Source organism: Pelotomaculum propionicicum, from assembly GCF_004369225.1.
In the GTDB taxonomy this organism is placed as follows: domain Bacteria; phylum Bacillota; class Desulfotomaculia; order Desulfotomaculales; family Pelotomaculaceae; genus Pelotomaculum_B; species Pelotomaculum_B propionicicum.
This window is the reverse complement of the sequence record NZ_QFFZ01000013.1, coordinates 1-13,264: the sequence shown is the minus strand read 5'-3', so window position 1 is coordinate 13,264 and position 13,264 is coordinate 1. Positions and strand designations below refer to the sequence as shown.

Annotated in this window: 13 protein-coding genes; 1 reads left to right on the top strand and 12 read right to left on the bottom strand. The window is 54.7% G+C overall.

Going from position 1 to position 13,264, the window contains the following annotated elements; genetic code table 11:
- The first annotated feature begins 15 nt into the window (after positions 1-15).
- Positions 16-774 carry a hypothetical protein gene (locus Pmgp_RS07740; protein ID WP_134213428.1) on the top strand — a complete coding sequence of 253 codons (759 nt, stop codon included), beginning with the start codon at positions 16-18 and terminating at the stop codon, positions 772-774.
- 104 nt (positions 775-878) lie between these two features.
- On the opposite strand, the gene rpsU is transcribed toward Pmgp_RS07740, so the two are convergent.
- From rpsU to hemW, 12 genes are all read right to left on the bottom strand, one after another.
- Positions 879-1,055, bottom strand: a complete 177-nt coding sequence (gene rpsU, locus Pmgp_RS07735; protein ID WP_134213427.1) for a 30S ribosomal protein S21 — start codon at positions 1,053-1,055, stop codon at positions 879-881.
- 181 nt (positions 1,056-1,236) lie between these two features.
- On the bottom strand, positions 1,237-1,581 hold the full coding sequence (locus tag Pmgp_RS07730; RefSeq protein WP_134213426.1) for a histidine triad nucleotide-binding protein: 345 nt from the start codon (positions 1,579-1,581) through the stop codon (positions 1,237-1,239).
- 78 nt (positions 1,582-1,659) lie between these two features.
- On the bottom strand, positions 1,660-2,976 hold the full coding sequence (gene mtaB / locus Pmgp_RS07725) for a tRNA (N(6)-L-threonylcarbamoyladenosine(37)-C(2))-methylthiotransferase MtaB (protein ID WP_134213425.1): 1,317 nt from the start codon (positions 2,974-2,976) through the stop codon (positions 1,660-1,662).
- Positions 2,977-2,978: 2 nt separating this feature from the next.
- The gene (locus Pmgp_RS07720; RefSeq protein ID WP_134213424.1) at positions 2,979-3,746 is read right to left on the bottom strand and encodes a 16S rRNA (uracil(1498)-N(3))-methyltransferase; all 768 of its coding nucleotides are present in this window, start codon (positions 3,744-3,746) and stop codon (positions 2,979-2,981) included.
- On the bottom strand, positions 3,743-3,946 hold the full coding sequence (locus Pmgp_RS07715; RefSeq protein ID WP_134213423.1) for a 2-hydroxymuconate tautomerase family protein: 204 nt from the start codon (positions 3,944-3,946) through the stop codon (positions 3,743-3,745). The genes Pmgp_RS07720 and Pmgp_RS07715 overlap by 4 nt, the downstream gene beginning before the upstream one ends.
- A gap of 41 nt (positions 3,947-3,987) precedes the next feature.
- Positions 3,988-4,914 (bottom strand): 50S ribosomal protein L11 methyltransferase, encoded by a 927-nt coding sequence (prmA, locus tag Pmgp_RS07710; RefSeq protein WP_134213422.1) that lies wholly within the window; start codon positions 4,912-4,914, stop codon positions 3,988-3,990.
- Positions 4,915-5,137: 223 nt separating this feature from the next.
- Positions 5,138-6,265, bottom strand: a complete 1,128-nt coding sequence (gene dnaJ / locus Pmgp_RS07705) for a molecular chaperone DnaJ (protein ID WP_134213421.1) — start codon at positions 6,263-6,265, stop codon at positions 5,138-5,140.
- 385 nt (positions 6,266-6,650) lie between these two features.
- A complete protein-coding gene (gene dnaK, locus Pmgp_RS07700) occupies positions 6,651-8,489 on the bottom strand; it encodes a molecular chaperone DnaK (RefSeq protein WP_134213420.1) in 1,839 nt (612 codons plus the stop codon).
- A 32-nt stretch (positions 8,490-8,521) separates the two neighbouring features.
- Positions 8,522-9,112, bottom strand: a complete 591-nt coding sequence (gene grpE, locus Pmgp_RS07695; RefSeq protein ID WP_134213419.1) for a nucleotide exchange factor GrpE — start codon at positions 9,110-9,112, stop codon at positions 8,522-8,524.
- Positions 9,113-9,148: 36 nt separating this feature from the next.
- On the bottom strand, positions 9,149-10,711 hold the full coding sequence (locus Pmgp_RS07690; RefSeq protein WP_134213418.1) for a TCP-1/cpn60 chaperonin family protein: 1,563 nt from the start codon (positions 10,709-10,711) through the stop codon (positions 9,149-9,151).
- A gap of 14 nt (positions 10,712-10,725) precedes the next feature.
- Entirely contained in the window at positions 10,726-11,766 is a 1,041-nt protein-coding gene (hrcA, locus tag Pmgp_RS07685; protein WP_134213417.1) for a heat-inducible transcriptional repressor HrcA, read from the bottom strand.
- 111 nt (positions 11,767-11,877) lie between these two features.
- Positions 11,878-13,014 (bottom strand): radical SAM family heme chaperone HemW, encoded by a 1,137-nt coding sequence (gene hemW, locus Pmgp_RS07680; RefSeq protein ID WP_134213416.1) that lies wholly within the window; start codon positions 13,012-13,014, stop codon positions 11,878-11,880.
- Positions 13,015-13,264 lie beyond the last annotated feature (250 nt).

Here is a 13,264-nt window from a genome sequence, read left to right as displayed (position 1 = left end):
AAGCGGTGATTTTAAATGTTCGAGCAATTACAGGCCAACCAGGGCAAAAATGTTGTCCTGGAGCTTGTTAACGGCAGGATCGTTTCAGGTAATTTATTGGCGGTAAATGAACAATTCTTGCGGGTGGCAAGCCCTGAGGGAACCGCTGCCATACCGGTCGGCTCAGTATATATTGTATGGGAAAACCTAAAGCGCCAGTTAACCAGGGGAAGCATTGAGCCGGTCGCGGAGCAGGCAGAGGACGTAAAAGAACAGATTGTCTGCCCGTCGGCTTACACCTGCAGGCCCAGTTACAGCTGCACCCCGCCGCACGTGTGTAATATGGGATTTTCTTGTCAATCGGCTGCTTTTAATATGTCTTCGATCGCCTGCACGCCCGCGACATACACCTGCGGGCAGCAGTACGTCCCATTTGCGGGCAACTGCCCGACAGGGGTTTCATGCCCGGCGTTGTTTAACGGCTGGATGCCGCCAACCACTCCTGCCCCAGGGGTCATGAATCCCGGCATGCCGGGAGGCGTACAGGGAATCAGCGCGGCGGATGAGAGCAGAATCCCGGTTTGCAGGCCTTTTCAGTTCGGCCACTGCGGGCCCTTCCAATTCGGCCAGCCCTGCACTTTCCAGTTTGGCTGCGGGCCCTTCCAATTCGGCCAGCCCTGCACTTTCCAGTTTGGCTGCGGGCCCTTCCAGTTCGGGGGTTCTCAATGCGGCACCCTGGGGGGCTTCACCTGCTTCGGCCAGCAGTTTTTCGGCCTCAGACCCCAGGGAGAATAAATTTACAGGCAAAAAAGGAAGCAAGAGAAGCCTCCCCTTGCTTCGGCCCTTGCTTCGGGAGATAAAAAATGCTTGGCTGTTAATGCCAAGCATTTGTTTTGCTTTTAATGAAATCTCCTTTTCCGGGCCGCTTCTGATTTTTTCTTCCTGCGCACGCTGGGTTTTTCGTAGTGCTCATGTTTTCTGGCCTCAGCCAGTACACCAGCTTTTTGACATGTACGCTTAAAACGCCGGAGGGCACTGTCGAGTGTTTCATTTTTGCCAACTTTTACTTCCGCCACTATACTTTCCCTCCCTCCGCATAACCATAAAACGATACTTTATCTATCAATAGACAAAAGCAGGATGTGAACAAATACTTTATAATTATACAACAGTTCGAAGCATTGAGTCAACAGCACTCTTTACTAGGTTTTTTACCGGCAGCCTGGGTGAAACCAGTTTATTCCTTTTTTATTGATCTTAGCCCGGAGGCCACTTCATTGCCCTGCCGGCCAGGAAATGATAATGGATATGGTAGACAAGCTGCCCGGAATCGCGGCCGCAGTTGCAGACCAACCGGAAGCCGGATTCGGCAAGGCCCATTTCTTTGGCCAGGCGTGTCGCGGTCAGCTGTATATTACCGGCCAGATCACGGTCATCTTCCTGCAGTTCCAGCAGTGAAGGAATATGCTTTTTAGGAATCAACAGGAGGTGGACAGGCGCCTGCGGGTTGACATCCTTAAAAACCAGAATGTTTTCATCTTCGCTGACAATCTGGGCCGGTATTTCCTTTTTAACAATTTTACAGAATAAGCAATCTTCCACTTTCCCACCCCCTCCCGCAAAACTAACTATTTTTCCTAAACTAAATTAATTCAACAAAAGAGCGGTAAATCCTGCAATTCACCGTGCAATAATTCTGCCCTCCAGCAGGACTCCCCTTAGTTTTTCAGCCTTGACCCGGACAAGCCGCCCTTTCAAAGCATCGTCGCCGGGGAAAACGACCCTGGTATAGTCGCCGGTCAGCCCCTCATACAGGTTGCTGCCGCCCTTATAAGTTTGTTCGGCCAGGACGTCAAGCTCCAGGCCCAGGTGTGAGGAGGCGAACCGCGCCGACAGCTTCCTGCCAAGCTGGATCAGCCTGCGGCTGCGCGCATCCATTGTTTTGGCGTCAACCCGCCCTTCAAACGCGGCGGCGGGGGTGCCCCGGCGGGGCGAGAATTTAAAAACGTGCAGCCCGCTGAAGGATACTTTTTGGACCATCCTGCACGTGTTGAGGAAATTCTCGCCGGTCTCGCCGGGAAAGCCCACCATCACATCGGTGGTAAGGCCAAGTCCGGGCATGTTCTCCCGCAGAACATCCACCAGCCGCAGGTATTCAAAGGTAGTGTAGCGCCGCCCCATCCTGACCAGGATCTGGTCGTCCCCGCTCTGCAGCGGGACGTGCAGGTGCCGGCAGAATACCGGTGATGCAGATAAAGTTTCCACTAATTCCAGGGTAATATCGTGCGGCTCGACCGAGCTGAGCCGCAGCCGGAGCAGCCCGGGTATACCGGACAGCCTCCGCATCAGTCCGGCCAGGGTAATTTTATTATCCAGATCTTTCCCATATGCCCCGGTTTGAATACCGGTAATGACAATTTCCTTAAAACCCGCCTCTACCAGTTTCCCGGCCGCCGCGATAATTTTATCCGGCTGCCTGCTGCGCAGCGGGCCTCTGGCATAAGGCACGATACAATATGTGCAAAAGTTGTCGCAGCCATCCTGAACTTTCAGGTACGCCCGCACCCTTTCCTGCATGGGCATGGCGGCGATCTCCTCAAATTCGTCGCCGGCCTTGTAGTCACTTACCGCATTGACCGGGCTCCGGCCTTTGGCGGTATTCTCCACGAGCTCTACCAACCTGGCCCTGTCCCTGGTGCCCACGACCAGATCGACGCCTTCTATTTCTGTCAGCTCGCCGGGAGAAGTCTGGGCGTAACAGCCTGTCACCGCGACCACAGCCGCGGGATTGGCTCTTACAGCGCGGCGGATCAGCTGCCTCGACTTGCGGTCCCCCAGGTGGGTGACGGTGCAGGTATTAATGACATAAACATCGGCGGTATCTTCAAAATCAACCACTTGATAGCCCCGCTCGCTGAAAAGACCCGCCAGCAGGGCGGATTCGTACTGGTTAACCTTGCAGCCCAGGGTATAAACAGCCACCCTCTTCTCAGCCAATGCTACTCCCCTCCGAGATCCCCCCACTGGTAGAGGATCATTGTTAAAACCGCCAGGCCGGCCGTCTCTGTGCGTAGAATGCGCGGGCCCAGAGTAACCGGGCGGATGCCGTGCTCCATGGCCAGTTCAACTTCTTCCCTGTCAAAACCCCCTTCGGGGCCAATGAAAACATATATCTCTTTACTAATATTATGTTCTCGCAGGAAATCTTTTAATGACAGGTTGTGCTCTTCTTCCCAGGGAATCAGCGCCGGGGTATGTTCCGGCAGGCCGGCCAGAGCCCGGCCCCAGTCCATAGGCCCGTCCACCACCGGGATATCCGGGCGGCCGCACTGGCTGGCCGCCTCACAGGCTATCCGCTGCCAGCGCTCCCGCTTTTTATCGCCGCTGCCGCCTTCCAGCCTGACCACCGTCCGCCGGCACATAAGCGGGATCACCCGGCTGACGCCCAGTTCGGTACCTTTTTGAATGATAAAATCCATTTTGTCGCCCTTGGGCAAGCCCTGCGCCAGGGTGACCCTGAGCGGGGGAGCAGCCGGCGCGGGCAGTTCCGCTGTTATGCGGCAGACAATTTCACCCTTGCGGAGAATCTCGATCGCCGCCTCGTAAGACTTGCCCCTGCCGTCCAGTATATTAATCACGTCCCCCGCCCCGAGCCGGAGGACTCTGGATAAATGCCCCGTTTCAGTTCCTGTTATGCTGACCAGGCCGTCCTTAATTTGTTCTGGGGCAACAAAAACGCGGGGGATGTTGGCTTTAAGCGCGTTCATCTTTCAGCGCGCCTGCGGGCAGTAACGGTTTCCCCGCCTATGCCCCAGTTGTCAGTTTCAACTTCCTCAATCACAACAACAGTGGTCTGCGGGTTTTTACCCAGCACATCCGCCAGCAGGCTGGTAACCCCCCGGATCAGCTCGGCTTTTTGTTCAGCGGTGGCCCCTTCCCTGGTTATTTTAATGTTAACGTAAGGCATCTGCACCATCCTTCCATAATACTAATATATCGAAAGTGATCTCACAGCTCCTGTTTTTTACCTGCCAGCGCCACCCAGGGGCCTTCAGCCAGTTGTTCCTCAACCGTCAGGCCGGCGCCGGTGAACGCGGCGACGACCTCCTCCGCCCTCTCACGAATAATGCCGGAGGCTACAAATATCCCGCCGGGCGCCAGCGCTCCCGCCGCCTGCGGGGCCAGGCCGGTAATGACACTGGCGATAATGTTGGCCACAATCAAATCAGCCCCCGCGCCTAACAGGTTCATCAGGTCGCCCTGCACTACCCCGACCCGGTCTGCAACTCCGTTTCTCTCTATGTTTTCACCAGCAGTACGGCAGGCCACGGGGTCAATATCAACCGCGGTCACCTGTCCTGCCCCGAGCAAAGCCGCCGCCACCGCCAGGATACCTGACCCGGTACCAATATCATAAACGGTCATGCCCGGCCTGATGTATTTTTCAAGCAGGCCCAGGCAAAGAGATGTTGTGGCGTGCGTGCCGCAGCCAAAGGCCATGCCGGGATCAATTTCTATGACCAGTTCCCACCCGCGCGCGTGATATTCCTCCCAGGAAGGCTTTACTACCAGGCGCCTGCCTACTTGGACGGGCTTGTAGTACGCTTTCCAGGAGTTAGACCAGTCTTCATCCATGACCTCGCGGGTGCTCACTTCAGGCGCCGGGCTTAAGGCCAGGAGGTCCAGTGACTCGACCAATTCCGCAACCCTGCGGACCAGCCCTTCTTCCAACGGCAGGTAGCCTTTGACCAGGGGCAGACCATCCGCCGCCGGTTCAGGAACACCCCATTCCTCAGGCTGGGTCCGCGCGGCATATTCAAGAATAACGGCGGGATCTTCAATTGCAACCCCGCCAGTTCCTATCTCCAGTAGTATTTCTGAAACCCGCTCCACTCCCTCGACAGGAGTCCGCACACTGATCTCAAGCCATTTCACCAAAAATGTCTCCTCTGATTCAAACGATGGATAAGTCGTAGGCTATAGGTCGTAGGCCGTAGGCATATCCTGCATTCCTAATAAGACCCAGGAGAATTACATTCAAACCTACGCCCTACGACCTACGACTTACGGCCTAAAGCTTACGGCCTACGACATTCTCCCGTGCTTACGCCTTCTTTCAGGGCCCACGTCCCACTTCTCAAATCCCACTTCCAAGTTCTTAGCCCATGAAGGCGTCCTTCATTTTTTCAAAAAAGCTCTTATCGGCGCCAGGATTTATATTTTTCGTATGTTCGCCGCCCAGGTTGGAAAACTCTTTGAGCAGGGTTTTTTGCTTATCGCTCAATTTGGTAGGTGTAACTACCCTGACCACCACGTGCTGGTCTCCCCGGCTGTAGCCGCTCACATTGGGAACGCCTTTTCCTCTCATCCTGAACACAGTGCCGGATTGGGTGCCCTCAGGTATTTTCAGTTTGGCTGTCCCTTCCAGGGTCGGTATTTCCAATTCATCGCCCAGGGCCGCCTGGACAAATGAAATCGGCATTTCACAGATTAAATCATCGCCGTCCCGCTTGAAAACCCGGTCCGGCTTGACATGGATATACACATAGAGGTCGCCGCGCGGGCCTCCTCTCAGTCCGGCTTCACCCTCTCCGCTTACCCGCAGGCGGGAACCGTTGTCAACTCCCGCGGGAACCTTGACACTGATACTGCGTGTCCGTCTGGTCTGCCCCGTGCCGCGGCAGGTCGGACAGGGTTTTTCAATAATTTTGCCTGTGCCGCGGCAGCGGTCACAGGTGTGTGACTGTACTACCCGGCCAAAAGGTGTATTCTGGGCGAACTGTACCTGGCCGGTCCCGTTGCAGGCGGAACAAGTGCTGGGTCTGGTGCCGGCGGCTGCCCCGCTGCCCCCGCAGGTGCTGCAGGATTCAGTGCGCGGAACTTTAATTTCCCGCTCCAGGCCAAAAGCAGCTTCTTTTAAGGTGATCTCCAGATCCGACCTGATATCGGCGCCTTTTTCGGGGCCGCTGCGGCGACGGCCGCCGCCCCCGAAAAACATATCAAAAATATCCCCCAGGCCGCCAAAGTCGCCAAAACCATTGAAACCGCCAAAACCTTGCCCGTCAACCCCCGCGTGGCCGTAGCGATCATAGTTTGACCTTTTTTCCGGGTCGCTCAGGACCATATAGGCTTCACTCAGTTCTTTAAACCGGGCCTCGGCATTCGGGTTATCCGGGTTGGCATCGGGGTGATACTGACGGGCCAGCTTCCTGTATGCCTTTTTTATCTCATCCATAGAAGCGCCTTTAGCAACACCCAGCACTTCATAATAGTCGCGTTTTGACATCTACCCACCACCTTGTAAAACTAAAACAAAGCAAAGGGGAATAATGATTCCCCTTAAAAGGACCTCCAAGAGCGCCGGTTAGGCGGCATCAGTAATCTTTTCACTCTATTCGCTATTATATACTATCTTCCTGATCAGGCACAAACATAAATTCGCAGCAGGCCTTTTAGTCGTAAGCCGTAGGCCGTAGGTATATTCTGCATTCCTAACAGGTCTGCAACCCAATAAAATCACATGCATACCTACACCACCGTACGTCATATGGCTTACGACATAGTTTTTCTCACGTCTCACTTCCCACTTCTCACGTCTAAAAAGGCTAGCAACTTTGAAAACCGTCCCCGGTTTGCTACCTTCTTACGTCCCACGTCCCAATTCTCACTTCTTACTTGTCTTCTTTTACTTCAAAATCGGCGTCGACGACGTTTTCTTTAGGCTCCCGGGCGGTATTGGGACCGCCGGGGCCTGCTTCGCCCGCGCCGGCCTGCTGCTGGGTCTGCTGGTACATGGCCGCGCTCAGTTCGTACAGGGGGCCTGTCATAGCTTCTGACTTAGCCTTAATTTCATCTATGCTTTGGCCTTTCAAGGCTTCCTTCAGCTCATCAAGGGCTTTTTTCAGTTTTTCGACAGCAGCCGGGTCGGCTTTGTCCTTGAAGTCCTTGATCGTCTTTTCAGCCTGGTAAACCATGCTGTCGGCCTGATTGCGCGTTTCAACCTCTTCCTTGCGCTTGCTGTCTTCAGCGGCGTACTGTTCCGCTTCCTTGACCATCTTTTCGATTTCCTTGTCATTAAGGTTGGTGGAAGCTGTAATGGTCATGCTCTGCTCCTTGCCCGTTCCCATATCCTTGGCCGCGACGTTAACGATGCCGTTGACGTCGATATCAAATTTAACCTCAATTTGCGGCACTCCCCGCGGCGCGGGGGGGATGCCGGTCAGAGTAAACCTGCCCAGGGTCTTGTTATCCCCAGCCATGGAACGCTCACCCTGCAGCACGTGGATCTCCACAGTGGTCTGCCCGTCGGCGGCAGTTGAGAAAATCTGGCTTTTTGAAGTGGGAATGGTGGTATTGCGCTCGATCAGCCTGGTGAACACACCGCCCAGAGTCTCAATTCCCAGGGACAGCGGGGTCACGTCAAGCAGCAAGACGTCCTTGACCTCACCTGCCAGCACTCCGGCCTGGATCGCCGCGCCGATGGCTACACACTCGTCAGGGTTGATCCCTTTATGCGCTTCCTTGCCCAGCATCTTGCGGATAGCTTCCTGAACCGCCGGCATACGGGTGGCGCCCCCGACCAGCAGGATTTTATCAATATTTTTGGGGTCCAGCCCGGAGTCCGACAGGGCTTGGCGGGTCGGTCCCATGGTTTTTTCAATCAAGTCAGCCGTCATTTCTTCAAACTTGGCCCTGGACAGCGTAATGTCCAGGTGTTTGGGGCCGCTCGCGTCAGCGGAAATAAAGGGCAGGTTGATATTGCTTGTGGCTACCCCGGAGAGCTCGATTTTAGCTTTCTCCGCCGCTTCTTTCAGGCGCTGCATGGCCATTTTGTCGTTGCGCAGGTCAATTCCCGAGTCTTTCTTGAATTCTGTGACCAGGTAATCCATAATCCTCTGGTCAAAGTCGTCGCCGCCCAGACGGTTATTGCCGCTGGTGGACTTAACCTCAAAAACGCCGTCCCCCAGTTCCAGGATCGAGACGTCAAAGGTGCCGCCGCCCAGGTCATAAACCAGGATGGTCTGCTCCTCTCCCTTATCCAGCCCGTAGGCGAGGGCCGCCGCGGTAGGTTCGTTGATAATGCGCAGCACTTCCAGGCCGGCAATTTTACCCGCGTCTTTGGTGGCCTGGCGCTGGGAGTCGCTGAAATAGGCCGGTACCGTGATTACAGCTTTGTCGACCTTGCCGCCCAGGTAAGCCTCCGCGTCAGCTTTTAGCTTCTGGAGGATCATGGCTGAAATCTCCTGGGGAGTATAATTCTTGTCATCTATGGTAACCTTGTGGTCAGTGCCCATATATCTTTTAATAGAGCTTACCGTGCGGTCGGGGTTGCTGACCGCTTGCCGCTTCGCGACCTGACCTACAAGCCTCTCACCTGTTTTAGAGAACCCTACTACCGAGGGGGTGGTCCTGGCCCCTTCCGCGTTGGGAATAACAACCGCCTCGCCGCCTTCCATCACGGCAACACAGGAGTTGGTGGTTCCAAGGTCTATTCCAATTACTTTAGACATTCTATTCTACCTCCAGTCTTTTTGTTTCCTTATTAAAGTGACTTGGCTACCTTGACCATGGCCGGCCGGATTACTTTATCCTTAAGGTAGTATCCCCGTCTCAGTTCTTCCAGTACCGTATTGTCGGGGTGTTCACCCGACTCGTCCCGCAGCGCGGCCTCGTGCTTTTGCGGGTCAAACTGCTCGCCCACTGCCGGGACGGGCGCCAGACCTTCCGCCGCCAGCGCTTCCTGCAGCTGTCTGAAAATCATCTGCACTCCTGACTTATAGCTTTCTACCGAGCTGCCTTGGTCCGCCGTCAGCGCCCGTTCAAAGTTGTCGAGCACCGGCAGCAGCGCGCTGATCAGTTTCTCTGAAGCATACTTATAAAAATCTTCCTTCTCCTGGCGTGTCCGCCGTCTGAAATTCTCATAGTCGGCCTGCAGCCTGGCCAGCCTGTCAAAATACTCCTCGGCGCGCGTGGTCTGCTCAGCCAGCGCCTGCCGCAGCAGCAACGGGTCATCCGGCTCCGCCAAGACCTCACCGTCGGAAGCCTCGGCGCCGGCCGGCTCTTCTACTGCCGGCTCAACATCCCCCGCGGTTTCTTCCAATACCGCGTTGTTTTCTTCTTCCTGCTTACCCACTGTATCACCTCACCAATAAAATTCTAAAGTTATCATTTAAGATGGCATCTCTTTACGCGTGTCCTTTTCTTCACGCTTTTTGATGATGGTATCTATCCTCAAAATCGCCTCGGCCACTTCACCGGCGGCTCTGAGAGCGTAGGTTTTCACAATAGCGGGGTCGGCTATGCCCATTTCCAGCATATCCGCCACCTGGCCGCTGTCACAGTCGACTGCCAGGGAGTTTTTCCCTGTTTCAGCCTGGGCGGCTATGACATCCCCGAGTTTCTCCAGAGGATTGAACCCGGCGTTGGCGACAATCTGGGACATGGGGCGCTTGAGCGCCTCAACAACACAGTCCACGCCGTAAGCCGCCATCCCGCGGATTCCTTCCCTAACCTTTTCCACCTCACGGGCAACAGCCAGTTCCAGGGAACCACCGCCGGGCACAACGCCGCCCTTGATCGCCGACTGCACCGAGGCCGCCGCGTCCTTGGCTATGCGCTCCCGCTCGCCAACCACCTCGGCTGTGGCGGCGCCGACCAGTACCGTGGCCATCGGCTTGCCGCCGCCGCCCAGCACCCAGACCTGCTCCAGTTTTTCATCGTTATAGGCTTTATCAGCCTGCCCCAGGAACTTTTTCAGCTCATCAGGAGCTTTTTTCAGCCCAGTGCGCTTGATCATCCTGGCGCCTGTATGCTCAGCCGCCTTGCGCAGCTCCTTGTTGGCCACCCTCTGTACAACCATCACACCCGCGTCGGTAAGGATTTCCTCAGCGGCGTCATTTACACCCCGGTCAACCAGGACCAGGCCCACGCCCAGACCGGCTATCTTTTGCACATTCTGCTTGAATTCCTCCTGGAGTTGGAGGTAACGCGCGAACCCGGATTCGGTGCTGAGGGCCTCGTCGTCTATCTCTTCCGGCTCCAGGGCGTCGTCAATTACCAGAACACTCAGCTGGCTCAGTTCCCTGGGCATCTGGCGGTTAATCCTGTCTTTGTTGATGATTACGCCCATAAACACCTCGTTTTCAGCACCTTCTTCAGCGACAATCGCCTCTGAGAACTTAAACGAGGGGTCTTTCAGTTTTTCCTGTCCTATCATTATCGCCGCCTGGACCACCAGGTCGGCGATGTCCTCATGGCTGCGGCCCGCTACCAGGGCCACCTGGCGGACCACCGGGTCCTGCAGGCTTGTTACCGGGCGGGCTTCCGCGCCCATAAAATCCAGCGCTTTTTTAAGGCCGACTCTGAGGCCTTCGATAACACGCGCCACCGGCACGCCCCTGGTCACCTGCTCAACACCGGAGCCGACCAAAGCGCCGGCCATAACCGTGGCTGTGGTCGTACCGTCACCGACCTCCTCCTGCTGTGCCCTGGCAATATTAATAAGCATCCGGGCAGCGGGATGGTTGGCCTCCATCATAGTCAGAATGGTAACTCCGTCATTGGTAATAACAACCTCACCAAATTTGTCAACCAGCATGGTGTCCAGGCCTTTAGGCCCTAAAGTGCCTTCAACCGCGCTGGCAATAGCCCGGATAGCGTTGGCATTGGTGATTAAAGCCGCCAGCCGCTCGTCAACATCGGAACCTGAAGCCGCTTCTTTCTTTAAACTCAAATTTAGGTACCTCCCTATCTTCCCCTACCCAGGAACATTCGCTCCAGGGTTTTGGAAAGATTCTTGGTCATAAAATCAACTACGCTGATTACTTTGGCGTAATCCATCCTGGTCGGGCCCAGCACTCCGATCGAGCCAATCTTGCGCCCGCTGATGGAATACGGGGCTGCGACCACGCTGTAATCTTTGATATCGTAGTCTGTGATCTCACCGCCGATGCGCACGGTAACCCCTTTATCCCAGCTTTGCCCGGTTAAAAGCTCGCAAAGCAGTTTTTCCTGCTCCAAAATACTGAGCATGGTTTTAACTCTCTCCACATTGTGGAACTCGGGCTGGTTAATCATGTTAAACACCCCGCCCAGGTAAATCTTATCTTCGTCTTTCAGCCCCAGGCTGTCCTGGATCATTTCCATGGCCAAATCCAGGACCTGCTTGTGTTTCCCCAGCTCGAAATATATTTCTTTTAATAAAGTCAGCTTGATGTTTTCCATGGTAAGGCCCTGCAGCTTGGCGTTGAGCACCTTGGATAGGGTTTCCAGGTCGCTGGGTCTGATGCTTTCAGGGGTTTCAATCATCCTGTGGTGCACCGCCCCGTTGTCCATGACCACAATAACCATGGTCTGGTTAATGCTCATGGGTACGAGCTGGACATGCTTGAAGCTGCTGCCCCCCATCTGCTGGGTCAGCACCATGGCGGTGTAACAGGTCAGCTGGGAGAGGAGCTGGCCGGTTTTCTGAATCACCTGGCCCACATCTCTAACCTTTATTTCAAACTCACGGCGGATGAGTTCTTCTTCATCCCTGGAGAGCTCTCTCTTTTGCATTAAATAATCCACATAATAGCGGTAGCCGCGCACCGAGGGGACCCTTCCCGCGGATGTGTGCGGCTGTTCAATATAACCGAGCTCTTCCAGATCGGCCATTTCGTTGCGAATGGTGGCCGGGCTTACACCCAGCCCGTATTTTTTAGCGATAGTCCTTGAGCCAACGGGTTCGGCGGTAGCTATGAAATCTTGAACAATAGCCAGCAGTACTTTTTGCTTGCGTTCTTCCATTTGCCGGAACCCCCTTTCTGTTGTTAGCACTCGATGGCATTGAGTGCTAAAAGCACTTAAATAAAAAATAGCAAACCTCTATTTATTTGTCAAGGGAATAGGAAAAAGGTTTCAGACAAATTCTCCAAAAACCCTGTTAGCCAGAGGCAAACCCCTTGCCGTAAGGCGCAGTCGCTCACCGGCGAATTCAACCAGCCCTTCTTTGACCAGCCCGGCAATTTCCCTGCGGTAAACAACTTCCGCACGCCTGCCGAAGCGGTGGTAAAACATATTCAAGTCGACCCCCTGGAGCAGCCTCAAGCCCAGAAACATGGTTTCCGCCATTTCTGTTTCAGGTGTTATTTTCTCCCTGGTTTCTACCGGGTATTCTTCCCTGCAAAGCTTCTGAGAATACCTTGCCACAGAAGTTTCATTAGCGAAACGCTCGCCCCTGAAGAAAGAGTGGGCGGCCGGGCCCAGTCCAAGGTAGGGCCGGTTTTGCCAGTAAACCAGGTTATGGGCGCACTGCCGGCCAGGCCGGGCGAAATTGGAAATCTCATAATGCTCGTAGCCGTTTTGGGTCAGGCTGTCGATAGCCGCCAGGTACATGCCGAGCTCCAGTTCTTCCGGGCAGGGAGTTGTTTGGCCGCTTGCCACAGCCCGCGCCAGGGGTGTGTTTTCCTCAATTTGCAGGCCGTAGACAGAAACATGCTCGGGCGCCAGGGCCAGCGCGCCGCCGAGCGTTGCCGCCCATGCCGCGCCGGTCTGGCCTGGTATGCCGAAAATAAAATCCAAATTCAGGTTCCGGAAACCGGCCTTTCTGGCCAGGTTAACCGCGTCCAGCGCCTGCCCGGCTTTGTGGATGCGCCCGAGTTCGTCCAAAAGATGGTCCTGCAGTGACTGGACCCCGATGCTGAGGCGGTTAACCCCCGCCTCAAGCAGCCCGTTCAGGTAAACATCGTCAACTGTGCCGGGGTTCACTTCCACGGTAATTTCGCAGCCGGGAAGGAACAAAAATGATGATCCCAATTGATCAAAGATTGCCTTCAGCCCGGCAACAGGCAGGCAGGATGGCGTGCCGCCCCCGACAAACACGCTGGAAACGGCCCTCTCCGTGTGTGACAGGGCACTGCCGTACATGTTAATTTCCCGCGCCAGGGCTGTCAGGTACGTTTCAGTCAACTCCCTGTTTACGGGATATGAAGTAAAGCTGCAGTAAAGACACTTTCTAATACAGAAAGGCACATGAACGTAAACGCCAAGAGCCAATTTCAGCACCCCCCGGAGGCATTACGGGGACGGTTCTGACTAGGCAATCGGAAGTTTTGCGCCAAATACAACTACATGATCAGTGAGAGCAATACCTGATCAATAAGAGTAAAGTCTGTTAATTATACTAAGTGGCGCAAAATTTTTGATTGCCTGAGAAGATGGAAGTCGCAGAACTTTGTGATGGTTAAGTGAGAAGATATAAATAAAGTTTTTGTTACAGAATGTTCTACATTCAACTTGCGATTTC